Genomic DNA, 19800 nt, shown 5'->3' with positions numbered 1-19800 from the left:
CCTAAGGCCCAATCGTTGACGCGGGGTGGAGCAGCCCGGTAGCTCGTCAGGCTCATAACCTGAAGGTCGTCAGTTCAAATCTGGCCCCCGCAACCAAATCAAAAGCCCGCCCCTCAAAAGGCGGGCTTTCGATCGTTCAGAGCGCAAGCTCAGCATCCGCGCCAAGTCGCCAGAAAACTCCAGCCAGACGCCACAACTCAGATCCTGCACGCCAGGGAGCACCAGCCGGCACCACACGGCTTAGCCTCTAGCGACGCCGACAACCTCAGCGATCAAAGTCTCATCCCACCATCCACCGCGATTGTGGCACCGTTGATATAGCTGCCCTCCGGTGAGCAGAGCAGAAGCGCGATCCCGGCGCAGCCCCGGGCGCGGCCGACCCGGCCGAGGGGGATTTGCGCGAGAGCCTGCTGTTCCCGACCAGGCTGCGCAAGAATCGCGCGGTTGCGATCGGTGCGGATGGCGCCCGGCTGAATGATGTTGAAGGTGATATCATCTGCCCGTGTGGTGCGTGCGAGGTTAAGCATCATGTTCGTCTGCGCGGCCTTGGTGGCGGCATAGTAGAGGCAATCGGCATTGGCGCGCGCCTCCTGCACGGAACCGATCGCGATGACGCGGCCGAAGCCCCGGGCCTGCATGCCGGGCAGGAAGGCTTTCAGAAGCCGCGCCGTCGCGTGCAGATTGACTTCGCTCTGCGCCGCCAAGGCATCGTCGCTCAAAGCGTCGAGTGTCTGGCGAACCTCCACCGAGGCGCAGAGGACGAGAATATCGGGTGAAAGCGCTTGCCGCCCAAGCTTGCCCACGATGTCGCGGACAGCGCCCGGCTGTGCGAGATCGGCGATGAGCGCCGTAGCGCCACCGTCCTCGCCGCCGAGCCGGCGCGCGACAGCTTCGGCCTCGTCGTCGCGGTCGTGGACGATAAGGCGCGCGCCCGCGCCTGCTAGAGCGCTCCCAATTGCAAGGCCGATCCCTCGGGCGGCGCCGGTGACGAGCGCAACACGCCCGGAAAGCGCGCCTGCCATCAGCCGAGCAGCGGCTTCACGCGCGCCGTCGCATCGTCCATCGCCTGCTGCGCCGGCTTGCGGCCGAGCACGGCAGCCTGTGTCTCCTCGATGAAGATGTCGTGGGCGCGCGCTTGTTCGTCGAAGGCGGGCAGATGGATGCGCGAGGCCTTGAGCGCGGCGGCCTCGTCGGCTGCATATGGCATCGCCGCCTTGAGCTTCTCATCGGCATAAGTCGAGATGCGGACCGGGCCGTTGCCGTTCAGCGCCATGGCGGTCGTGCCTGCCTTCGAGGACAAAGCGCGGATGAACTTCCAGCTCAGGGGCTTCTGCTTGGCATTCTTCGGGATCATCAGCGACCAGAACTCGACTGTCGGCGCGAAGGCGACCTTGCCGGAAAGGTCGGCGGCCATCGGCGGCAGCAGCGATTTGAAGCGCCCGCCATATTTGCCCTTGGACGGGTCGTTATAGGTGACGAGACGAGCGAAGGGATTGATCGTCATCGCCGCGCGGCCCTGCTGCATCCAGGTCGTGATCTCCTCGTTGTTCACCGTCGCGAAATTCCGCGGGAGCACGCCGGCCTTGTAGAAATCGGCGAGCAAAGTGAGCGTCTTCACCATCGGCGGCTCGGCCGCGATGATCTTGCCGTCTGATGTCATGTAGTCGCCGCCGAGGCAGCGGGCGAGCGTCAGGAAATTCGAGGCGAAGACGGCGGTGAAGGCGAGGCCATAGACCTGCGTGCCATCCTCGCGCTTGAAAGTCAGCTTGCGGGCGAGTTCCGTCAGCTCCTCGAATGTCGTCGGCAGCTTGGTGACGCCGCGCTCCTCGAGCAGGGCCTCGTTGTAGATCAGGGCATTGGTCGCATGGCGAACCGGGATGCCGTGCAGCGCATCGCCCACCTTGAGCGGCGCGATCAGGCCGGGCGCGAAATCGTCGAAGGCCTCGATCGGAGCCTGCTTCATCAGCGCGTCGAGTGGCTCGAAGAGCTGCAGGTTGCGCGGAACCGCCCGACCGTTGACGAGATAGGCGACGTCGATCGAGGTCTCCGACAGCGAGGCTTCGCGCAGCAATCGCTCATGCACGGCGTTGACGTCGCCGAAGGTGACCCAGTTCACATCGGTGCCACTGGCCTTCCGGAAGGCTTCTGTCGCGTCTCCGCCGGGACCGGTCGTGGCTGCGGTCTGATGGACTCGGTGGCCGAGCGCGGTCAGCGTCTTCGCCTGGGCAAAGACGCTGCGCGGGAGAAGCACCGCGGCGGCCGCGGCACCAGTGAGCGCGCCGAACCGGCGGCGCGAGACGCGGGATGTCATCGATTGTCCTCCGGGATGTTGTTTCGACGCTGTCATCGCGCCGCTTTTGTCGGTCGTTCAGGCCGGCAGCAGCGGCTGCACGCGCTTGACCAGCGAGGCCATCGCCTCCGCAGGCGTCTTCATGCCAAGCACGGCGGCTTCCGCCTCTTCCTTGAACAGGTCGCCGGCACGCGCGGCTTCGTCGAAGGCCGGCATCGGCACGCGCGCGACCTTGAGCACCTTCAGTTCCTCGGCGGCATAGGGCACGGTACCGGCGAAGCCCTGGTCCGCATAGGTCGAGGCGCGCACCGGGCCGTTGCCGTTGAGCGCGGCCTTCAGCGTCGCATCCTTGGCGGTCATCGCCTTGATGAAGCTCCAGGCGAGGTCCTTGCGCCTGGCGTTCTTCGGAATGACCATGCCCCAGAACTCGACCTTCGCCGGGGCAGCATCGTATTTGCCGGCGAGCGTTTTCGAGGCCGGGACCGCGATGGTATTGATCTTGCCGGGGAATTTCGATTTCTGCGGATCGTTGTAGATGCGGTTGCGGCCCATGCTCTGCAGGCTCATTGCGGCCCGGCCCTGCTGCATCCAGACATTGACGTCCTCGGGCGAGAGTGTCGCGAAATTGCGCGGGAAGGCGTTGATCTGGAAAAGCTCGCGCAAGGTGCGGATCGCGTTCAGCATCGGCGGCTGGTCGGCGACGCATTTGAAGTCGGGAGTGATGAAGTCGCCATCCCAGGCGCGGGCGAGGTCGATCACATTGGGGTAGGTCACGCCCGGCGTGCACAAGCCCACGACCTGTGTGCCGTCGCTGCGGCGATAGCTGCAGGCCTTGGCGATCTCGATCATCTCCTCGATCGTCGCCGGGGGCTTGGAGAAGCCCTTCTCGGCCAGGATTTCCTCATTGTAGTGCAGGCCGGAGGAGGCGTGGCGGAAGGGGACGGCGAGCTGGTGGCCACCGACCTTCATGCCCTGCATCAGGCCGGGAAAGATGTCGGCCGGGTCCTCGACCGGATCCTTCCTGAGGTAATCGTCGAGCGGCTCGAACAGGGTCGCGGCGCGCGGCACAACCTGCGTATTGACGACGAAGCCGACATCGACGGAAGTCTCGCCGAGGCTTGCCTCGCGGAACAGCCGCTCCTGCAGAGGCCCGGTGTCGAAGGTGGTCCACTGGACGGTGACGCCGTTCTTCTGCGCCCAGTCCTTGGTTATGTCGCCGCCCTGCGCGCCGGTCGCGACTGTCTGCATGACGCGGTGGGTGAAGACGTTGAACGGGCCGCTCTGCGCCTGCGCCGCGCTGCCGAGCCCGGCGAAGCTCAACCCCAGGATGCCGGCCCCGAACTGTCTACGGTCGAGCGTCGTCCTCTGGCTCATGGTGATCCTCCCTGTGGTTCGCGAGTTCCGCGATGGCGGCTTCTGCCGCTTCGAAATGCTTGTTCATGGCGGCAGAGGCTGCGGCGGGATCGCCGGCCCGGATCGCGTCGACGACACGGACATGCCGCTCGAAAGTGCGCTGCCAGTCGTCGGGACCGCGCGCCTCGCGCGAGTTGAAGATCTCCATCACTTCGCGAATGACCGGCCTGAGGCCCCGGATCTGGAAATCGAGCAGGCGGTTGCCCGATGAGGCCGCCACCGCCTCATGAAAGTCGAGATCGGCCTCGATCCAGCGCGGCACATTGCCGAGCGCATCCTCCATGCGGGCCAGAATGAGGTCGAGCTTCTCGATATCCTCGGCCGAGCGGCGCTCGGCGCTATGCGCCGCGATCGGCGGCTCGAGGATGCGACGCAGTTCCACCGCCTCGGTCAGGCCATTGGCGCGGCCGCGCACGGCAAAGCGATAGAAGCGGTCGAGCGGGGCGGCATCGAGCGCCTGCACCCGCGTCGGCTTACCCTGCTGGATATGCACGACGCCCATTGCCGCAAGCTGCCGGATGGCCTCGCGCGCGATCGGCTTGCTGACGCCGAAGGAGGCCGCGATGCGCGCTTCCGAAGGCAGGGAGTCGCCTGGCTTCAGCCGGCCCTCATGGATCGCCTGGGTGATGCGCTGGATCACGGCATCGCCGAGGCGCATCGGCACGACATCGCCGCCTGCGAACGGGTCGTCAGTATCCAGCACGGCACGGGCGAGATCGCTCATCAATGTCCTCCGGTGGCGATCATTGACAGATGCCGCATTCCTTGGCAACTGTTCAACCTATCAGATAAGTATATGTCGTTCAGCGACGCGTCTCGGGAGGGTCATGCCGCATGTCGGCCAGCCGCATCGCCAAAGTCGATGTCCATCCGTTGCGGGCGACGCTGCCCAAGGTCCAGCGGACCTCGCAGGGCGACTACCCCGCGATCGAGATCGTCGTGGTCGAGATCGAGACCGAGGACGGAACCGTCGGTTTCGGCGAGGGGCTGTGCCGGCGCGGCGCTGCCGGCTACGCGCGCTTCATCGAGGAAGCATTGGTTCCGCGACTGATCGGGCGCGACGCTGCCGACCGCAGAGCGCTCTGGAAGGCGATGCGTGCCGCCCTCTCCGGCCGCCCTGGCGGGCAGGTCGTCGAGGCGATCGCGGCGATTGATATCGCGCTCTGGGACATCGCGGGAAAGCAGGCGGGCGAGCCGATTCATCGGTTGCTCGGGGGGATGGGGCGCAAGGAGGTTGCGGCCTATGCCTCCTCTATCAACTGGCTAGACGATGCGACGGTCGAGGCCGAGGTCGCGGCGGCGCTGAAGGCCGGCTTCCGCGAGATCAAGGTCAAGCTTGGCCACCCGCTCAAGGATGCGGTGGCGCGGGCCAAGCTGATCCGCAGGCTCGCCGGCGACGACATCGCGCTCTATGTGGATGCGAACTGGGCCTATGACGTCGACGACGCGCTGATCGTCGGGCGGGCGCTCGCCGATCTCGGCTACGGCTTCTTTGAGGAGCCGATCGCCCCGCATGATCGTGAGGGCTACCGGCGCCTCGCGCAGCATCTGCCGATCCGGCTCGCCGCGGGCGAGAGCGATTTCGTCGCGGGCGAGGCGCTGACCATGCTGCAGGATCGCTCCCTCGGCCTGATCCAGCCGGACGTCACGCGCTCCGGCGGCATCACCGAGACATGGCGCATCGCCGAGCTCGCCGCGGCCTTCAATACCGCCTATGCGCCGCATGTCGGCTGGTCGGGCGCGATCTGCGTCGCCGCGAGCCTGCAACTGGCAGCGGCTGCGGAGAGCTTCCGCACCTTCGAATGCATGGTCTACGAGAACCCGCTGCGCGATGCCTTCACGTATCCGCTCGTCGGCGAAGGCTCGCAGCTCGTCGATGGCAAGCTCGCGATCCCGCAAGGGCCCGGCCTCGGCATCGAGATCGACCGCGAGGCGCTGAAGCGCTTCAGGATCGCGTGACGATGCGCAGGGCTTTGGGACCCCATTACCTCCCGGGTCATCCCGGACAAGCGGTGAAGCCGCGCCGATCCGGAATCCATTCCGGAACGGTTCAGGCATGGATCCCGGGTCTGCGCTGCGCTTCGCCCGGGATGACCAGGGTGGGGAGGCGCGGATGAAGCAAAAAACACCCCTCTCGGCGATCGCGCTGGTCACTCCGGTTCAGCTCATGATCGGCGGCATCATCTTCCTGCCGGCGATCTATGTCTTCTGGCTCAGCCTCAACCAGTCCTCCTTCGGCCAGCAGGCGACATTCGTCGGCCTCGCCAATTACGCCAAGGTGCTGGCCGACCCCTATTTCTGGAAGGCGCTGCTGAACACTGTGATCGTCGTCGCCGTGGTCGTGCATGTCGAGTTGCTGATCGGGCTCGGCATGGCGCTGTTCTTCGCCTCGGGCGTGCCGTTTCGCCCTCTCCTGCTCGCCATCGTGCTCGCGCCCTATGCGGTGAGCGAGGTCTCGGCGGTGGTGATGTGGCGCTATTTGTTCGAGCCGGATGTCGGGATGATGAGCCGGCTTCTGGCCACCATCGGCCTGCCGCCGATCGAATGGGCTGTGAATCCGAGCCATGGCCTCGCCATGGTCAGCCTGCTCTCGATCTGGCTGCACCTGCCCTTCTCGTTCATCATCCTCTATGCGGCGCGGCTCTCGATTCCGACCGATCTCTATGAGGCCGCCTCGATCGACGGCGCCTCGGCCTGGACGTCGTTCAGTCGCATTACGCTGCCGCTGCTGATGCCGGCGCTGCTGATCGCCGCGCTGTTCCGCTACATCTTCGCCTTCCGCCTATTCTCCGAGGTCTGGCTGATGACCGGCGGCGGCCCGGCGCGCTCGACCGAGGTGATGGCGGTCTATCTCTATCTCGAGGCCTTCCGGTACAACGCCTTCGGCTCCGCCGCCGCCACAGGTTGGCTGCTCGTGCTCGCCTCGCTCCTGCTCGCGCTGTTCTATCTGCGCCGGCTCTACAAGGAGATGTTTGCGCGTGCCTAAGCTTCTGCGCCATCTCCTCAAGCTCGTCGGCGTGCTGGCGGTTGTCGCCTGGTCGCTCGTGCCGATCGGGCTGATCGCGATGTCCTCCTTCAAGGCCGATCGCGACATCTTCTCGACCGCCGGCGCCTTTTCCTTCGCGCCGACGCTGGCGAACTACCAGGCGCTGTGGAGCCGCTGGGGCGATTTCTTCTTCGGCCTGTGGAACAGCCTCCTCGTCACGGTGGGCGCGACGCTGCTCGCGGTCGGCGTCTCCCTGCTCGCCGGCTTCGCCTATTCGCGCTTCGCCTCGCGCGGCCTGCAGGCCTCGGCCTTCTTCCTGATCTTCATCCGGCTGATCCCGCCGATCGTGATCACGCTGCCGCTGTTCCCGGTGGTGAACTGGCTCGGGCTCAACGACACGCATTTCGTGCTCATCGTGCTCTACGCCACCTTCTTCGTCTCGCTGGGGACGGTGGTGATGCGGACCTTCATCGACCAGATCCCGCGCGAGCTGGACGAGGCCGCGATGATGGACGGCGCCTCGCAGATGCAGATCATCGCCCGCGTCATCCTGCCGATGGCGGCGCAGGGGATGCTTGCGGTCTCGGTCTTCGTCATCGTCTACGCCTGGAACGAGTTCCTCTTCGCGTTCATCTTCACGACCACCAAGGCGAAGACCGCGCCATTGGTGATCTCCGAGATGATCGGCGCCGTCGAAGGCGTCGAATGGGGCGTGCTCTTCGCCGCCTCGACCGTGCAGCTCGTGCCCGTGCTCGCCTTCGTCATCCTCATGCAGAAACACCTCGTCGCGGGCCTGACCGCCGGCGCGGTGAAGGGGTAAGCCATGACCCAGCTCGACGATCTCAGACGCGCCATCCGCGAGAGCGATCCGCAACTCAGCCGCTTCGATCCCCTGCCGCGGATCATCTGCCTCGACGATTTCGACCGCGGCATGAGCGGCTGGACCCAACTCGTCGGCAATTACGAGGATACGCTGGACGCGATGCTGCCGGGCTATGCCCAGCACAGCCACGCCATGCTCTCGACCTTGCCGAACTGGGATTTCGGCTCGCATGGCGGCGTCGACGGCTCCTATGCGCTGAAGATCGCGACGCGGCCGAAAAAGGGTGCGCAGAACGTCGCGATCAAGCGCCTGACCTTCCGCAAGGCCGGGCCGATCCGGCTGGAGGCCTATTTCACCTTCAAGCCGGAGGCGACGGAGCTTGCGCTCTCGGAGACCGATATCCGCTCCTTCGGCTTCCTTTACGACCTCCAGATCGGCGACACCTCAGGGCCGGGCGACCGGGTGATGCCGCATCTGCGCTTCCTCAACGCGCAGGACGGGCAGCACATCCAGCGCTGGCAGTTCAAGCGCAAGACGACGCCGATCAAGCCGATCGGGACCGCCGGCAAGACGATCACGCATTACCATCTCGCTCCCGAGGACTGGGAGGACCTGCCCGGCGGAGAGCAAAGGCTCTGCTACAACGAGATTCCGACCAAGGTGAACTGGCACTATCTGCGCTTCGATTTCGACCTCGCCGCGATGCAGGCGACGCGCTTCCAGGTCAACGACCGCATCTTCGCGATGGACGGCTTCGACTGCATCCGCATCCCCGCGATGAAGAATCTGTGGTGCATGCTGAACCTCGCGTTCTTCGCCGAGACGGATACCGACAAGCGCGCCTTCGCCTATCTCGACTCCGTCTGCCTGTCGGGGGATTTCTGATGTTGCCCGAGAACCTGACCGCCGTCGTCGCCCGCAACGAGATCTGGACGGGGACAAGCGCGACCGAACCCTACGAGGCCGGCTGGGCGAAGGAAGCAATCGTCTTCATCCGTGCGCTCAAGGAGCCGAAGGGGCCCTTGCCGAAAGCCAGGGTCGAAATTTCGGCAGACGGGATGCATTGGTGCGCCGAGGGTTCGGAGTTCGACCTGCCTGCGGCGAAGGACGCCGTCACGTTTCAGCGGCTCAGCCATTTCGGCAACTTCCTGCGCGTTGCCGCGACCCTGCAAGAGAGCTCCGAGATCACCCTGCTCGTGACGTTCCACCTCAAAGCCTGATCACGGCGCAGCAGCTAACGTTCAGGAGGCGGTCAGTGTCGACAAGGCGGCCGCTGCATTCGCTGCCGGCGCTTGCGTTCCAGACTGCAAGGGCAAGGTGAGATCGGCCGCGGATTGCGGTTTCAATCGCGGCCAATGGAGCGCCATCGGCCGGTTCGCCACGCCAGCTTCGTTGTTCCAAGCGAATCTTGCTGGGTGCATCCCGGTCTATGGATTCGCCTGTGATGCGTCGGCAGATTTGCCTTCTGCTTCGCTCTTTCCATCGGCCGCAACGGCCTCGACCAGACGGATCGCGAGCAGCCGCTGTTTTCGCGAACGGATTCGCGCGAACGCCTCGTCCAGCCGGTGGCTTTCCGGTGGCGGCGCAGGCTCGGCCTCGTAGTCGGCCGCCGGCCCCTCGGCGAAGCCGTCCGCCGATGGAAACACGGCTAAGCCTTCGAAGAAGAAATGCAGATCGACGCCCAGCCGCTGAGAGAGAATGAAGATCGCGCCGGCGGTCAGCCGATCAGACCCATCCTCGTAGTTCCCGATTTGCTGATGCGAGACACCGAGCAGGCGGGCGATGTCCTTCTGAGCGAGACCCATCTTGCCGCGAAGCAGCCGAAGGCGGTCACCCACATGTCGATTGGCGTGAGTCAGTTCCGGTTTCATCGGGCGCTTTCAATCACGACCCACGGGAGAGACGCTCGCATTATGCCGGCGGCTTCCGAGGCGTCCACCTCTGCTGACAGGGGGGCGCGCCAGCCGCAGTAGCATGAGCATGGCCAATCGCTGAAAACGGGTGGTGCGTGACGAGCCACCGCGGCAGGATCGAAGATCCGGAGAGATGGAGCAGACCATGGCGTGCGAAGCAGGCAAGATCCATATCGGCATCGGCGGCTGGGTCTACGAACCCTGGCGCGGAGCCTTCTACCCGAAGGATCTGCCGCAGAAGCGCGAGCTCGAATACGCTGCGAGCAAGCTCACCTCGATCGAGATCAACGGCACCTATTATGGTTCGCAGAAGCCGGAGAGCTTCGCGAAATGGCGCGAGGATACGCCGGAGGATTTCGTCTTCGCATTGAAGGGCTCGCGGTTCTGCACCAACCGGCGCGTGCTTGCTGAGGCCGGTCCCTCGGTCGAGAAATTCCTGACCAGCGGACTGACCGAGCTCAGGCACAAGCTCGGACCGATCAATTGGCAGTTCATGCCGACAAAGAAATTCGATCCCGAGGATTTCGAGGCGTTCCTCAAGCTGTTGCCCAAGGAGCTGGACGGCATCTCGCTGCGCCATGCCGTCGAGGTTCGGCACGACAGCTTCCGCACGCCCGATTTCATCGCGCTGCTGCGTGAGTACGGCGTCGCCGTCATCACCTCGGCCGATGCCGATTACACGCAGATCGCGGATGTGACGGCGCCCTTCGTCTATGCGCGCATCATGGGCACGCAGGAAGCCGAGCCGACGGGTTATTCCGAGACCGGTCTCGCTCGCTGGGCCAAGGCAGCGCAGGATTGGGCTGAGGGCGGAGTGCCGGAGGGGCTGGAGACGGTCGGACCGGCCGCGCCCAAGCAGAAGCGCGACGTCTTCCTCTACGTGATCAGCGGCGGGAAGGTCCGTAATCCCGCGGCGGCGATGGAGCTGATCGCACGAACCAAGGGCTGAGCCTCAGGCGGTCGCGACGGCTTCCTGGGCGCCCACCTCCTGGCAGACATCGACCCATTCGGCCTCAGTCAGCTCGGCCATGCGTTGCGGCGCGATTCGCAGTGCGCTGTGCGTCGAGCCTGCTGCCGGGACGACGATGTCGAAGGCCTTGAGCGAAACGTCGCAATAGACCTTGAGCGGCGTCGCGAGGCCGAAGGGGCAGACGCCGCCGACCGGGTGCCCCGTCAGGGCTTCGACCTCTTCCTGGCCGAGCATGCGCGGCTTGCCGCCGAGCCCGGCCTTCGCCTTCCTGTTGTCGAGCCGCGCATCGCCGCGCGTCACGACCAGGACGACCTCCTCGCCGATGCGCAGCGAGAGCGTCTTGGCGATCTGGCCGGGCTCGACGCCATGAGCCGCGGCGGCGAGCGGCACGGTGGCGCTGCTCTCATCGGTCACGATGACGGCGATGTCGGGAGCGTGTTCGGCGAAGAAGGCGCGGACGGATTGAAGGCTCATCGGGCAATTCGCGAGGTCAACCAGAGGATCAGCAGGCTGGCGATCGCCGGCACGCCGAAGACGATGAGGAAGATCGGCGCTTCCTCCAACACGGTATAGCCCGCCCGGCTGACGCCGATCCAGAGGTTGATGAGGGCGCCGGCCAGCCAGAGCGGCAGGAACAGCCGGACCGCGAATGCGATCGGCCGGCCGGCCGAGATGGCGAGCCGGGGCGCGGCGACGAGCAGAATGCCGAGCAGGGCAAAGCCGATGCCGATGACCTTGACGGTGTGCATGCGTCAAACCCGTTCAATCGAAAACATGATGAATAACAATTTATTACCTTCTTTTGCACGAGCCACTAGACACTCGCGCTTCATTCATTTGCCGGGTTGCGCGTCCTGACGAGCAATCCCGCGGCGCGGCCGGCCGCCTCGATATAATCCGGATTGCGATGGATCAGCATGATCGAAAAGGCTCCATCCATCAGCAGGACGATTTCACGGGCCAAGGCCTGCGGGTCGGCAAGGCCGCGGCTCCGCATCTCGCCGGCCAGCCAGTTTTCGAAGTTCGCCTTGTGCCGTGCCCCCGCCTTGATGGCGGGGTGACCGGGCATGGCAGCCAGTTCCGCGGCGGTGCGCAGGAAACCGCAGCCCTTCCATTTCGGATGCCTCGCGACACGGGCCAGATTGGCGAAGATCGCTTCGACCTTGCCGTCGACCCCGCCATCGGCTGCCCCGAACCAGCCAGCCATCTGCTTCAGGTTGGGCTGATCTCGGGCTTCGAGATAGGCGGCGACCAGATCGTCCTTGCTCTTGAAATGATAGTAGAGCGTCCGCTTGGTGAGGCCCGCCTTCTCGGCCACAGCGTCCATGCTGACGCGGCCGATGCCTTCCGCATAGAAGAGCTTCGTCGCGGCATCGACAATGCGCTTGCGCGTCGGGTTCGTGGCATCCGGCATGTCGCCAATGTATACTGACTAGTGAGTGTACACCAAGCGCGATGGCGATGATCTTTTTCCGGCAACCTTGCTGGAGAACAGCCCATGGCCGAGCTCGTCCTGATCGAGACTCGCGATGCGATCGCGACCCTCACCCTCAACCGCCCCGACCGGCTCAACGCCCTGAATTACGCGTTGATCGATCGCCTGCTCGCGCTGCTTGATGCGATCGAGACCGACGACGGCGTGCGGGCCGTCATCCTGACGGGCGCCGGCGAGCGCGCCTTCTCCGCCGGAGGCGATATCCACGAATTCTCGCAAAGCGTCGCTCGCGGCGCCGATGTCGCCATGCGGGACTTCGTGGCACGCGGCCAGCGGCTCACGGCCCGTCTGGAGGCCTTCCCCAAGCCGGTCATCGCCGCGGTCAACGGCCTCGCCTTCGGCGGCGGCTGCGAGATCACCGAGGCCGTTCCGCTGGCGATCGCGAGCGAGCGCGCTTCCTTCGCCAAGCCGGAGATCAATCTCGGCATGCCGCCGACTTTCGGCGGAACCCAGCGCCTGCCCCGGCTCGCCGGACGCAAGCGCGCGCTCGAGCTGCTGCTGACCGGCGACGTGTTTTCGCCGGAGCATGCCCTTGCGCTCGGCCTCGTCAATCAGGTCGTAGCGCATGACCGGCTCATGCCCGCTGCGCGCGACCTGGCCAGCCGCATCCTGCGGCATTCGCCGCTCGCGGCAGCGAGCATCCTGCGGGCGGTCACGCGCGGCCTGAACCAGAGCATTGCGGAGGGGCTCCTGGTCGAAAGCGAGCAATTCGCCCGGATGGCGCCGACCGCCGATCTGCGGGAAGGGCTCGATGCCTGGATCGCGCGCCGCAAGCCGGATTATCCCGGATCGTGGTCGCGCAAAGCCGTCGCCTAGGCCGGGAGACCAAGCATGACGGTTTTCACGACCTTCACGCGCGAGACCTTCGCCGACTTTTGCGCAGACAACCGGCCGGGCCCGGTTCAGATGCTCAACCTGATCCGGTTGCACGCCGAAGCCCGCTATCCCGGCGGGCGGAAAGCGACCGGCGCGGAGGCCTATGCCAGCTACAGCCGGATCAGCGCACCCGTGTTTACCCGGCTCGGCGGCCGGATCGCCTGGCGGGGCGGATTCGAGCTCGGAATGATCGGCCCGGAGGAGGAGCGCTGGGATATCTGCTTCATCGCAGAATATCCCAGCGCCGCTGCTTTCGCCGAGATGCTGCGCGATCCTGCCTACCGGGAAGCGATGGCGCATCGCATGGCGGCGGTTGCCGATAGCCGCCTCATCCGGCTCGGCGTCCTCCCCAGCGGTACGAGCTTCGATGGATCGGCGTGACGCGACTGCGCCCCGAGCAGTGCGGGCAACCGGCCGCGCTCCTTGGCTCAGGCGGTCCCGACCAGGCCTCTTTCCGGGGCTTGGTCGGCAGCTTGCTTGGCCGCGAACTGCAGCGCCGGGCAGAGCATTGAAACGCCATTCGCATTCCCGACGAGATCGTCCTTCGCAAACAGCTCCGCCAGCCAGTCGACGAAAACGCGCACCTTGTTGCTGAGGTGCCGGTTCGGCGGATAGACGATGTGAAGCGGCTTCGGCGCCGCGCACCAATCGAGCAGGAGCGGCACAAGCCGCCCGTCCACGATCGGCTCGCGGGCCATGAAGGTCGGCAGTTGCACGATGCCATGGCCCGCGAGGCCGGCGGCGAGGTAGCCCGTGCCGTCATTGAGCGAGATGGTGTAGCGACCGTTGATCTCGATCGTTTCGGCCCGGTTCTGATAGATCATCGACAGCACGCGGCCGCCGAGCGCCGGCCGATAGGCGACGATCTGGTGGCCGTCTTCGATGTCGCGCGGATGGCGCGGCGTGCCGAAGCGGGCGAGATAGTCGGGCGAGGCGCAGGTGATGAGCTGCATTTCCCCGATCCGCCGGGCGATCAGGGTCTGGTCCGCGATCTCGCCGGCGCGCACCGCGCAATCCAGGTTCTCGCCGATGAGATCGGCCGGGCGGTCGCTGAGGCCGAGATCGAGCTGGATGTCCGGATAGCGGGCATGGAATTCGTGCAGCGCCGGAATGATCACGGTGATCGCCAACGCCGAACTGCAATCGACCCTGAGACGGCCGCTCGGGCGCGCCTGCGCCAGCGTGAGGCTGGCGTCGAGCTCGGCCAATTCGTCGAGCAGGCGCAATGCCCGCTCGTAATAGGCCGCGCCGTCCATGGTCACGGTCACGCGCCGCGTCGTCCGGTTCAGCAACTTGGCGCGCAGATGCGTTTCGAGCTGCTGGATCAGCTTCGTCACAGTCGGCTTGGGCATGTCGAGGAGATCGGCCGCGCGGGTGAAGGTGCCGGTCTCGACGACACGCACGAACGCCCGCATGGCGGTCAGTTGGTCCATGAGATGCTCGATTGTTTCTGATTGTGAATAATGAATGAGCGAATAGCTTATTTATTTCGAAACGGCGATTCACTAATTCGTGCTGCAACGCAACAGCGAGGGTGAGTCAATGCCCGCGATCGCCGCGCAGAAGCTGCAGCCGGTGCTTTCCGTCTTCTGGCGGGAAGAAAGCCTGAGCGCCCGTGGAGAGACCTTCTCGGGCCGGCTCTATGTTCCCGCCGAGGTTCCGGACGATGCCGGACTCGTGCTGCATCTCCATGGCGGCCACTTCAACAGCGGCTCGCCGGCGGAAGGGCAAGCCGTTGCCACGGCCCTGACCGAGGCCGGCGCGGTCGTGTTCTCGCTCTCCTATCCGCTCGCCCCGGTCCAGCGTTTCCCCGAGACGCTCGAACGCATCTATGGAGCGCTCGAGGCTCTTGCCAGAGGGCGGTCTCGCTGGGCGACACGCGGCGCACCGCTCTACATCGCCGGCGAGGAAGCCGGCGGCAATCTCGCCGCGGCGCTGGCCATGATGGCGCGCGATCGTGGCGGCCCGGCGCTTGCCGGCCAGATCCTGTTCTCGCCGATGCTGGATGCCTGCCTCGGCACCGCGTCGTTGCGTGACGTGCAGGCGGGCCCGGTCGGTTGCCGCTGGGCCGATGGCTGGGCCGATTATCTCGGCACACCCGAGCGCGCCGCCCATCCTTACGCCGCCCCGCTCCAGGCGACGCGCCTCGCCGGCCTGCCGCCGGCCCTTCTAATCAGCGCGCAGGACGACCCGATGCGCGACGAGGCCGCGCAATACGCCGATCGTCTCGGCCGGGCCGGCATCGCCGTCCGCCATGTCGAGTTCAGCGCACCGACCCGTTGGCCCCAAGCCTATGCGGACGCGGCCGAGGAAGGCTCCTGCCTCTGCAAGAGCTGCGGCGAGATCGCCGCCTTCTATGAGCGGACCGCGCCGTCCTAGCGGGCCCTCTTTCCGATCATCTCCCAGCATTTTCAAGGAAGGACCGACCCCTATGATTCAGGGAACGAACCGTCGTGGCCTTTTGGCCGGTCTCACCGCCTCCGTCGCACTGACTGCCGTCATCGCCTTTGCCCTCTCCGGCGGCCGCGCGCAGGGCGACACCACCCCCGCTCCCGCTCCCGCCGTGCCGGTCTCCGTCGCGACCGTGGAGGCGCGGGAGATCGTGCCCTGGGCCGAGTTCTCGGGCCGACTCGAGGCGATCGAGCGGGTCGAATTGCGCTCGCGCGTATCCGGCGTCGTCGAAGCCGTGCATTTCCGCGAGGGCAATCTGGTGAAGCAGGGCGATCTGCTCGTCAGCATCGACCAGGCGCCCTATCTCGCCGAACTCGAGCGGGTCCAGGCGCAGGTGCTTGCCGCACAGGCGCGCGTCGCGCTTGCCGAGAGCGAGAACGAGCGCGGCCAGCAGCTCAGCGCCAGCCGCAACCTGTCGCAGCGCGACCTCGACACCCGCGTGAACGCTCTGCGCGAGGCCCAGGCCAATCTCCGCGCTGCCGAAGCTGCCCGCCGCACGGCGCAGCTCAATCTCGACTACACGCAGATCCGCGCGCCGATCAGCGGTCGCATCGGCCGGCTCGACGTCACCGTCGGCAACCTGATCGCGGCCGGCGGCCAGGTGCTGACCTCGCTGCTTTCGGTCGATCCGATCTATGCGGCCTTCAATGCTGACGAGCGCAGCGTGCTCGACGCGCTGGCCTCGCTGCCTGACGGTTCACGCGCTCTGGAGCAGATCCCGGTCCGGCTGATGACGGCGACCGCCGATGCGGCCCAGTTCCGCGGCCGGCTGCATTTCGTCGATAACGGCATCGACGGCGCCAGCGGCACGGTGCGGGCCCGCGCCCTGCTCGACAATCCGAATGGCAAGCTGATGCCCGGCCAGTTCGTGCGGGTGCAGCTCGGCCAAGCCAAGGCCGAGCCGCAGCTCGTCATCAACGAGCGCGCCGTCGGCACCGACCAGAACAAGAAATTCGTCTTCGTCGTCGGCGACGACGGCAAGGCTGCGTGGCGCGAGGTTTCCCTCGGTGCCACGCATGACGGGCTGCGCGTCGTTAACGCCGGGTTGAAGCCCGGCGAGCGCATCATCGTCAACGGGCTGCAGCGCGTGCGGCCGGGTGCAGCCGTCGCAGCCGAGCCGGTGCCGATGGCGCAGAAGAGCGAGCTCAGGAAGCCCGCGACCGAACTCGCTCAACGCTGAGACCACAGCCGTCATTCTCAGGCGAAGCGGAGCGCAGACCCGAGAATCTCATGACCAGAAGACACTGGTTTCCGAGATGCTCGGGTCAAGCCCGAGCATGACGGTGCTTTCCCAACAAGATAACCGCTCCGAAGGGGCGCCCCATGAATCTCTCCAAGTTCTTCATCGACCGGCCGATCTTCGCGGCGGTCCTCTCCGTCCTGATCTTCCTGGCCGGGCTGCTCTCGATCAGGGCCCTGCCGATCTCGGAATATCCCGAGGTCGTCCCGCCGACGGTCGTCGTGCGGGCGCAATATCCCGGCGCCAGCCCGCGCGTGATCGCCGAGACGGTGGCGACGCCGATCGAGGAGCAGATCAACGGCGTTGAGGGCATGCTCTACATGTCGAGCCAGGCGACGACCGACGGCGTCATGACGCTGAACGTCACCTTCCGCCTCGGCACCGACCCGGACAAGGCCCAGCAGCTTGTCCAGAACCGCGTCAGCCAGGCCGAACCGCGCCTGCCCGAGGAGGTGCGGCGCCTCGGCGTCACCACGGTCAAGAGCTCGCCGGACCTGACGATGGTGGTCCACATCACCTCGCCGAACGGCCGCTACGACATGACCTATCTGCGCAATTACGCGGTGCTGAACGTCAAGGACCGGCTCGCGCGCATCGACGGCGTCGGACAGGTCCAGCTCTTCGGCTCGGGCGACTATTCGATGCGCGTCTGGCTCGATCCGCAGAAGGTCGCCGAGCACGGGCTCTCGCCCGGCGACGTCGTGCGCGAGATCCGCGCCCAGAACGTTCAGGCCGCGGCCGGCGTCATCGGCGCCTCGCCGAATGCGCCGGGCCTCGACCTCCAGCTTTCGGTGAACGCGCAAGGCCGCCTCCAGACCGAGGAGCAGTTCGGCGAGATCATCGTCAAGACCGGCACGGACGGCGCGGTCGTGCGGCTGAAAGACATCGCCCGCATCGAGCTCGGCGCCGCCGAATATGCGCTGCGCTCGCTGCTCAACGGCAAGTCGGCCGTAGCCGTACCGGTCTTCCAGGCACCGGGCTCGAACGCCATCGCGATCGCCGATCACGTGCAGGAGGTGATGCGCGAGATCAAGCAGAACATGCCGGAAGGCGTCGACTACTCGATCGTCTACGACACCACCCAGTTCGTGCGCGCCTCGATCAAGGCGGTGATCTCGACGCTGCTGGAGGCGGTCGCGCTCGTCGTGCTCGTCGTCATCGTCTTCCTGCAGACCTGGCGCGCCTCGATCATCCCGCTCGTCGCGGTGCCGATCTCGGTCGTCGGCACCTTCGCGGTGATGTACCTCCTCGGCTTCTCGATCAATGCGCTGAGCCTGTTCGGGCTGGTGCTCGCCATCGGCATCGTCGTCGACGATGCGATCGTCGTGGTCGAGAATGTCGAGCGCAATATCGAGAACGGTCTTTCGCCGCGCGAAGCGACCTACAAGGCGATGCGCGAGGTCTCCGGCCCGATCATCGCGATCGCGCTGGTGCTGGTCGCGGTCTTCGTGCCGCTCGCTTTCATCTCGGGCCTGACCGGGCAGTTCTACCGCCAGTTCGCGTTGACCATCGCGATCTCGACGGTGATCTCGGCGATCAACTCGCTGACCCTGTCACCGGCCTTGGCGGCGCTGCTGCTGAAGGGCCATCACGCTCCCAAGGATGGGCTGACGCGCGCCATGGACAAGCTGTTCGGCTGGTTCTTCCGCGCCTTCAACCGCTTCTTCAACCGCTCCTCGGAGGCCTATGGCGGCGGCGTGCGCCGGGTCATCTCGCATCGCGCAGTGATGCTCGCGGTCTATGTCATCATGCTCGGCCTCACCGGCGTGCTGTTCAAGGCGGTGCCGTCGGGCTTCGTGCCCGGCCAGGACAAGCAGTATCTCGTCGGCTTCGCCCAGTTGCCGGACGCCGCGACCCTCGACCGGACGGAGGATGTCATCCGCCGCATGGACGAGATCGCGCTGAAGCATCCGGGCGTCGAGAACGCGATCTCCTTCCCCGGCCTCTCGATCAACGGTTTCACCAACTCCTCGAATTCCGGCATCGTCTTCGTCGGCCTGAAGCCCTTCGACCAGCGCAAGGACGCGTCCTTGAGCGGCAACGCCATCGCGATGCAGCTCAACAAGGAGTTCTCAGGCATCAAGGAGGCCTTCATCGCGATGTTCCCGCCGCCGCCCGTCCAGGGCCTCGGCACGATCGGCGGCTTCAAGCTGCAGATCGAGGATCGCGCCGGCCTGGGCTACGCCGCACTCGACGAAGCGACCAAGGCCTTCATGGGCAAGGCCGCGCAGGCGCCGGAGATCGCCGGCATGTTCTCGAGCTTCCAGGTCAACGTTCCGCAGCTCTATGCCGATATCGACCGCACCAAGGCCCGCCAGCTCGGCGTGCCCGTGACGGAGGTGTTCGACACGCTGCAGACCTATCTCGGCTCGACCTATGTCAACGACTTCAACCGTTTCGGCCGCACCTACACCGTGCGTGTCCAGGCCGATGCGCCCTTCCGCGCCCAGCCCGAGCATATCGGTCAGCTCAAGGTGCGCTCGACGACGGGCGAGATGATCCCACTCAGCGCGGTGCTCAATGTGCGCACCGATTCCGGCCCGGAACGCGCCATGCGCTATAACGGCTTCCTCTCGGCCGACATCAATGCCGGCGCGGCTCCGGGCTTCTCCTCGGGCCAGGCGCAGGAGGCGGTGGAGCGCATCGCGAAGGAGACCCTGCCCAAGGGCTTCGCTTTCGAATGGACCGAACTGACCTATCAGGAGATCCTGGCCGGCAACTCGGCGGTGATCGTCTTCCCCGTCGCGATCCTGCTCGTCTTCCTCGTGTTGGCGGCGCAGTACGAGAGCATGACGCTGCCCATCGCGATCCTGCTGATCATCCCGATGGGCCTGCTCGCGGCGCTGACCGGGGTCTGGCTCTCGGGCGGGGACAACAACGTCTTCACCCAGATCGGCCTCGTCGTGCTGGTCGGACTATCGGCCAAGAACGCGATCCTGATCGTCGAATTCGCGCGCGAGCTGGAATTCGAGGGCAGAACGCCGGTCGACGCGGCGATCGAGGCCAGCCGCCTGCGCCTGCGCCCGATCCTGATGACCTCGCTCGCCTTCGTCATGGGCGTGGTGCCGCTGGTCATCTCGACCGGGGCCGGCGCCGAGATGCGGCAGGCGATGGGCATCGCGGTCTTCTCCGGCATGATCGGGGTCACCGCCTTCGGCATCTTCCTGACGCCGGTGTTCTACGTGCTGATGAGGAAGCTCGCGGGCAACCGCCCGCTTGTGCGGCACGATATCGAGACGCCGCTCCTGCAAGCTGCGGAGTGACGAGGCGAGCCCGCTTGCGATACGCGGCGCGCAGAGCTTGCGCTGCGTATCGTCGTCCCGACCGCGGATCGCCCGGCGGC

General features: G+C 65.9%; 20 protein-coding genes and 1 tRNA gene. 12 read left to right on the top strand and 9 right to left on the bottom strand.

The features are described 5' to 3' along the window. The first annotated feature begins 19 nt into the window (after positions 1-19). Positions 20-96 (top strand) — tRNA-Met (locus AB4Z10_RS06180). Positions 97-272: 176 nt separating this feature from the next. Here AB4Z10_RS06180 and AB4Z10_RS06175 read toward each other — a convergent pair. The 4 genes from AB4Z10_RS06175 to AB4Z10_RS06160 are packed head-to-tail and all read right to left on the bottom strand — an operon-like array spanning position 273 to position 4427. Continuing rightward, positions 273-1022, bottom strand: a complete 750-nt coding sequence (locus AB4Z10_RS06175; RefSeq protein WP_441469498.1) for an SDR family NAD(P)-dependent oxidoreductase — start codon at positions 1020-1022, stop codon at positions 273-275. Beyond that, positions 1022-2311, bottom strand: coding sequence for an ABC transporter substrate-binding protein (locus tag AB4Z10_RS06170; protein WP_441469497.1), 1290 nt, complete (start codon positions 2309-2311; stop codon positions 1022-1024). Before AB4Z10_RS06170 ends, AB4Z10_RS06175 begins: the two co-directional genes overlap by 1 nt. A gap of 57 nt (positions 2312-2368) precedes the next feature. Continuing rightward, on the bottom strand, positions 2369-3664 hold the full coding sequence (locus AB4Z10_RS06165) for an ABC transporter substrate-binding protein (protein WP_441469496.1): 1296 nt from the start codon (positions 3662-3664) through the stop codon (positions 2369-2371). Next, positions 3636-4427: a FadR/GntR family transcriptional regulator gene (locus AB4Z10_RS06160; protein WP_441469495.1), complete on the bottom strand. Its 792-nt coding sequence runs from the start codon at positions 4425-4427 to the stop codon at positions 3636-3638. The genes AB4Z10_RS06165 and AB4Z10_RS06160 overlap by 29 nt, the downstream gene beginning before the upstream one ends. Positions 4428-4537: 110 nt before the next feature. Between AB4Z10_RS06160 and AB4Z10_RS06155 the strand changes: the two genes are divergently transcribed. The 5 genes from AB4Z10_RS06155 (at position 4538) to AB4Z10_RS06135 (ending at position 8732) form a co-directional block, all read left to right on the top strand. Further along, on the top strand, positions 4538-5662 hold the full coding sequence (locus AB4Z10_RS06155; protein WP_441469494.1) for a mandelate racemase/muconate lactonizing enzyme family protein: 1125 nt from the start codon (positions 4538-4540) through the stop codon (positions 5660-5662). Positions 5663-5816: 154 nt separating this feature from the next. Further along, complete coding sequence (locus AB4Z10_RS06150) at positions 5817-6689, top strand: carbohydrate ABC transporter permease (protein WP_441469493.1); 873 nt, start codon at positions 5817-5819, stop codon at positions 6687-6689. Continuing rightward, complete coding sequence (locus tag AB4Z10_RS06145; RefSeq protein WP_441469492.1) at positions 6682-7509, top strand: carbohydrate ABC transporter permease; 828 nt, start codon at positions 6682-6684, stop codon at positions 7507-7509. The genes AB4Z10_RS06150 and AB4Z10_RS06145 overlap by 8 nt, the downstream gene beginning before the upstream one ends. 3 nt (positions 7510-7512) lie before the next feature. After that, positions 7513-8397: a DUF6772 family protein gene (locus AB4Z10_RS06140; protein ID WP_441469491.1), complete on the top strand. Its 885-nt coding sequence runs from the start codon at positions 7513-7515 to the stop codon at positions 8395-8397. Continuing rightward, the gene (locus AB4Z10_RS06135) at positions 8397-8732 is read left to right on the top strand and encodes a hypothetical protein (protein ID WP_441469490.1); all 336 of its coding nucleotides are present in this window, start codon (positions 8397-8399) and stop codon (positions 8730-8732) included. The genes AB4Z10_RS06140 and AB4Z10_RS06135 overlap by 1 nt, the downstream gene beginning before the upstream one ends. 207 nt (positions 8733-8939) lie before the next feature. Here the strand turns inward: AB4Z10_RS06135 and AB4Z10_RS06130 are convergent, their stop codons facing one another. Then, on the bottom strand, positions 8940-9383 hold the full coding sequence (locus AB4Z10_RS06130; RefSeq protein WP_441469489.1) for a helix-turn-helix domain-containing protein: 444 nt from the start codon (positions 9381-9383) through the stop codon (positions 8940-8942). Positions 9384-9570: 187 nt separating this feature from the next. On the opposite strand from AB4Z10_RS06130, the gene AB4Z10_RS06125 reads away from it, so the two are divergent. Further along, positions 9571-10374, top strand: coding sequence for a DUF72 domain-containing protein (locus AB4Z10_RS06125; protein WP_441469488.1), 804 nt, complete (start codon positions 9571-9573; stop codon positions 10372-10374). A gap of 3 nt (positions 10375-10377) precedes the next feature. Here AB4Z10_RS06125 and AB4Z10_RS06120 read toward each other — a convergent pair whose 3' ends face one another. The 3 genes from AB4Z10_RS06120 to AB4Z10_RS06110 all read right to left on the bottom strand — a co-directional run bounded on the left by AB4Z10_RS06120 (position 10378) and on the right by AB4Z10_RS06110 (position 11809). Continuing rightward, on the bottom strand, positions 10378-10869 hold the full coding sequence (locus AB4Z10_RS06120; RefSeq protein ID WP_441469487.1) for a YbaK/EbsC family protein: 492 nt from the start codon (positions 10867-10869) through the stop codon (positions 10378-10380). Then, entirely contained in the window at positions 10866-11144 is a 279-nt protein-coding gene (locus AB4Z10_RS06115; RefSeq protein WP_441469486.1) for a hypothetical protein, read from the bottom strand. Before AB4Z10_RS06115 ends, AB4Z10_RS06120 begins: the two co-directional genes overlap by 4 nt. A gap of 80 nt (positions 11145-11224) precedes the next feature. Then, entirely contained in the window at positions 11225-11809 is a 585-nt protein-coding gene (locus tag AB4Z10_RS06110; protein WP_441469485.1) for a TetR/AcrR family transcriptional regulator, read from the bottom strand. Between the two features lie 84 nt (positions 11810-11893). Here AB4Z10_RS06110 and AB4Z10_RS06105 point away from each other — a divergent pair, with 84 nt between their 5' ends. Next, the gene (locus tag AB4Z10_RS06105) at positions 11894-12706 is read left to right on the top strand and encodes a crotonase/enoyl-CoA hydratase family protein (protein ID WP_441469484.1); all 813 of its coding nucleotides are present in this window, start codon (positions 11894-11896) and stop codon (positions 12704-12706) included. Between the two features lie 15 nt (positions 12707-12721). Continuing rightward, positions 12722-13147, top strand: coding sequence for a DUF1330 domain-containing protein (locus AB4Z10_RS06100; protein ID WP_441469483.1), 426 nt, complete (start codon positions 12722-12724; stop codon positions 13145-13147). Between the two features lie 47 nt (positions 13148-13194). Here the strand turns inward: AB4Z10_RS06100 and AB4Z10_RS06095 are convergent, their stop codons facing one another. Beyond that, the gene (locus AB4Z10_RS06095; protein WP_441469482.1) at positions 13195-14199 is read right to left on the bottom strand and encodes a LysR family transcriptional regulator; all 1005 of its coding nucleotides are present in this window, start codon (positions 14197-14199) and stop codon (positions 13195-13197) included. A gap of 109 nt (positions 14200-14308) precedes the next feature. Here AB4Z10_RS06095 and AB4Z10_RS06090 point away from each other — a divergent pair, with 109 nt between their 5' ends. From AB4Z10_RS06090 to AB4Z10_RS06080, 3 genes are all read left to right on the top strand, one after another. Then, positions 14309-15145 carry an alpha/beta hydrolase fold domain-containing protein gene (locus AB4Z10_RS06090; protein WP_441469481.1) on the top strand — a complete coding sequence of 279 codons (837 nt, stop codon included), beginning with the start codon at positions 14309-14311 and terminating at the stop codon, positions 15143-15145. Positions 15146-15197: 52 nt separating this feature from the next. Next, a complete protein-coding gene (locus AB4Z10_RS06085; protein WP_441469480.1) occupies positions 15198-16397 on the top strand; it encodes an efflux RND transporter periplasmic adaptor subunit in 1200 nt (399 codons plus the stop codon). 143 nt (positions 16398-16540) lie between these two features. Then, a complete protein-coding gene (locus AB4Z10_RS06080) occupies positions 16541-19720 on the top strand; it encodes an efflux RND transporter permease subunit (RefSeq protein ID WP_441469479.1) in 3180 nt (1059 codons plus the stop codon). Positions 19721-19800 lie beyond the last annotated feature (80 nt).

It is taken from the genome of Allobosea sp. RAF48, assembly GCF_052114025.1.
Lineage (GTDB): Bacteria > Pseudomonadota > Alphaproteobacteria > Rhizobiales > Beijerinckiaceae > Allobosea.
Note: the sequence above shows the minus strand (reverse complement) of the source record. Positions and strands in the feature narration are given on the sequence as shown.

Excerpts from the sequence above, each read along its gene's own strand:
- AB4Z10_RS06100 (WP_441469483.1), top strand. The coding sequence starts at position 12,722 with ATGACGGTTTTCACGACCTTCACGCGCGAGACCTTCGCCGACTTTTGC.
- AB4Z10_RS06130 (WP_441469489.1), bottom strand. The coding sequence starts at position 9,383 with ATGAAACCGGAACTGACTCACGCCAATCGACATGTGGGTGACCGCCTT.
- AB4Z10_RS06135 (WP_441469490.1), top strand. The coding sequence starts at position 8,397 with ATGTTGCCCGAGAACCTGACCGCCGTCGTCGCCCGCAACGAGATCTGG.
- AB4Z10_RS06090 (WP_441469481.1), top strand. The coding sequence starts at position 14,309 with ATGCCCGCGATCGCCGCGCAGAAGCTGCAGCCGGTGCTTTCCGTCTTC.
- AB4Z10_RS06080 (WP_441469479.1), top strand. The coding sequence starts at position 16,541 with ATGAATCTCTCCAAGTTCTTCATCGACCGGCCGATCTTCGCGGCGGTC.
- AB4Z10_RS06150 (WP_441469493.1), top strand. The coding sequence starts at position 5,817 with ATGAAGCAAAAAACACCCCTCTCGGCGATCGCGCTGGTCACTCCGGTT.
- AB4Z10_RS06165 (WP_441469496.1), bottom strand. The coding sequence starts at position 3,664 with ATGAGCCAGAGGACGACGCTCGACCGTAGACAGTTCGGGGCCGGCATC.
- AB4Z10_RS06175 (WP_441469498.1), bottom strand. The coding sequence starts at position 1,022 with ATGGCAGGCGCGCTTTCCGGGCGTGTTGCGCTCGTCACCGGCGCCGCC.
- AB4Z10_RS06155 (WP_441469494.1), top strand. The coding sequence starts at position 4,538 with ATGTCGGCCAGCCGCATCGCCAAAGTCGATGTCCATCCGTTGCGGGCG.
- AB4Z10_RS06110 (WP_441469485.1), bottom strand. The coding sequence starts at position 11,809 with ATGCCGGATGCCACGAACCCGACGCGCAAGCGCATTGTCGATGCCGCG.
- AB4Z10_RS06120 (WP_441469487.1), bottom strand. The coding sequence starts at position 10,869 with ATGAGCCTTCAATCCGTCCGCGCCTTCTTCGCCGAACACGCTCCCGAC.
- AB4Z10_RS06140 (WP_441469491.1), top strand. The coding sequence starts at position 7,513 with ATGACCCAGCTCGACGATCTCAGACGCGCCATCCGCGAGAGCGATCCG.
- AB4Z10_RS06105 (WP_441469484.1), top strand. The coding sequence starts at position 11,894 with ATGGCCGAGCTCGTCCTGATCGAGACTCGCGATGCGATCGCGACCCTC.
- AB4Z10_RS06170 (WP_441469497.1), bottom strand. The coding sequence starts at position 2,311 with ATGACATCCCGCGTCTCGCGCCGCCGGTTCGGCGCGCTCACTGGTGCC.
- AB4Z10_RS06125 (WP_441469488.1), top strand. The coding sequence starts at position 9,571 with ATGGCGTGCGAAGCAGGCAAGATCCATATCGGCATCGGCGGCTGGGTC.
- AB4Z10_RS06160 (WP_441469495.1), bottom strand. The coding sequence starts at position 4,427 with ATGAGCGATCTCGCCCGTGCCGTGCTGGATACTGACGACCCGTTCGCA.
- AB4Z10_RS06085 (WP_441469480.1), top strand. The coding sequence starts at position 15,198 with ATGATTCAGGGAACGAACCGTCGTGGCCTTTTGGCCGGTCTCACCGCC.
- AB4Z10_RS06115 (WP_441469486.1), bottom strand. The coding sequence starts at position 11,144 with ATGCACACCGTCAAGGTCATCGGCATCGGCTTTGCCCTGCTCGGCATT.
- AB4Z10_RS06095 (WP_441469482.1), bottom strand. The coding sequence starts at position 14,199 with ATGGACCAACTGACCGCCATGCGGGCGTTCGTGCGTGTCGTCGAGACC.